Source organism: Pseudomonas sp. P5_B2 (assembly GCF_056400445.1).
The window spans coordinates 1-2,075 of sequence record NZ_JBFULH010000674.1; the positions used below are offsets into that span (position 1 = coordinate 1).

The 2,075-nt window shown below is 56.1% G+C and carries 2 protein-coding genes; both read right to left on the minus strand.

Annotated features, from left to right (window positions below):
• Positions 1-113: 113 nt before the first annotated feature.
• A complete protein-coding gene (gene glmU / locus AC1DRJ_RS25475; RefSeq protein ID WP_477804595.1) occupies positions 114-1,481 on the minus strand; it encodes a bifunctional UDP-N-acetylglucosamine diphosphorylase/glucosamine-1-phosphate N-acetyltransferase GlmU in 1,368 nt (455 codons plus the stop codon).
• Between the two features lie 116 nt (positions 1,482-1,597).
• Positions 1,598-2,023, minus strand: coding sequence for a F0F1 ATP synthase subunit epsilon (locus tag AC1DRJ_RS25480; RefSeq protein ID WP_007948085.1), 426 nt, complete (start codon positions 2,021-2,023; stop codon positions 1,598-1,600).
• Positions 2,024-2,075 lie beyond the last annotated feature (52 nt).

The following is a 2,075-nucleotide window of genomic DNA, read 5'->3' on the forward strand; positions in this document are numbered from 1 at the left end:
GGGCAAGCCCCCTCCCACTCGTCATCGGAAATTCCTGTGGGAACGGGTTTGCCCGTGATTACGATCGATCAGGCTGTGAATAACTTAGCTTTTGAAAAATCGTTGTGGATAACTTAATTCTTCTTAACTTTCTCCGGCCGCTTCCAGCCATCAATGTTTTTCTGCCGCGCTCGTCCGACTGCCAACTGTAAGTTATCCACATTCTGCGTAATGGTCGAACCGGCCGCTGTGGTTGCACCAGCAGAGATATCCACAGGTGCCACCAACGAGTTATTGGAACCGATAAACACATCTTCACCGAGCACGGTTTTCCACTTATTGACGCCGTCGTAGTTGCACGTGATGGTACCCGCGCCAATGTTGGTGCGCGCACCGATCTCCGCGTCTCCCAGGTAAGAAAGATGACCGGCCTTAGCGCCTTCGCCCAAATGTGCGTTCTTCAGTTCGACGAAGTTACCCACATGCGCGCGAGCCTCAAGCACGGTGCCCGGACGCAGACGCGCGAACGGACCGGCATCGCTTCCTTCACCCAGAATTGCACCTTCGATATGGCTGTTGGCCTTGATCACCACGCCTTTACGCAGGGTGCTGTCCTTGATCACACAGTTCGGGCCGATTACCACGTCGTCTTCGATGACTACTTTGCCTTCGAGGATGACGTTGATATCAATCAGCACATCGCGGCCGACAGTAACTTCACCACGCACATCGAAACGAGCCGGGTCACGCAGGGTCACGCCTTGAGCCATCAACCGGCGACCAGCACGCAGCTGATAGTGACGCTCAAGTTCGGAAAGCTGCTTGCGGTCATTGGCGCCCTGCACTTCCATGGCGTCGTGAGGTTGCTCGGTGGCCACCACCAGCCCATCGCTGACCGCCATGGCGATCACGTCGGTCAGGTAGTACTCGCCTTGGGCATTGTTGTTGGAGAGACGACTCATCCAGCCACCCAGTTGTGCGAAAGGCAGGGCGAGAATACCGGTGTTGCCTTCAGTGATCGCACGCTCGTCTTCGTTGGCGTCTTTTTGTTCAACGATGGCCGTAACCTTACCAGCGGCATCGCGGACGATGCGGCCATAACCAGTCGGATCGTCCAGTTCAACGGTGAGCAAGCCCAGTTGCTGCGGCGCCACTTTCTTGAGCAGGCGTTGCAGGGTTTCGACTTCAATCAGTGGTACGTCACCGTAGAGAATCAGTACGGTATCGGACTCAATGAACGGTACGGCCTGAGCGACCGCATGACCGGTGCCCAGTTGTTTATCCTGAAGGACAAAATTCAGATCGTCTGCCGCCAAGCGCTCACGTACTGCTTCGGCGCCATGGCCAATAACAACATGGATGCGCTGTGGATCAAGTTGTCTTGCGCTGTGGATAACATGCCCAAGCATCGAATTACCGGCGATCGGGTGCAGAACTTTYGGCAACGCCGAACGCATGCGAGTGCCTTGGCCGGCAGCGAGGATAACGATTTCTAGAGACATGACTGGCTACCAATCCTGGGTGGTCAGCGGCTGCGACCAGGTTATGAAAATTGGAAAAGAAAAAAGGGTAGCCGAGGCTACCCTTTTTAATCAATCTCGCAACAAGCACTGGCCTATTAGTGGCCAAACTTCTTGCGGATCTGCTGGACGGTGCGCAGCTGAGCTGCGGCCTCGGCCAGACGTGCGGAAGCAGAACCGTAGTCGAATTCCGCGCCCCGCTCATGCAAGGCCTTCTCGGCAGCCTTAACGGCTTCCTGAGCGGAGGCTTCATCCAGGTCGCCAGCGCGCTGCACGGTGTCGGCAAGAACCTTGACCATGTTCGGCTGAACTTCGAGGAAACCACCGGAGATGTAATACACCTCCTCTTCCCCGCCCTGCTTGACCAGGCGGATCGGGCCCGGCTTGAGATTAGTGATCAACGGCGCGTGACCCAGTGCGATACCAAGATCACCCAGTGCACCGTGCGCAATCACCATCTCGACCAGACCGGAAAAGATTTCTCCTTCCGCGCTGACGATATCGCAATGGACTGTCATAGCCATCTGATTGCCTCAACCTAAATTAGCGCCCGTTTCCGGGCGCCGGGATTACAGT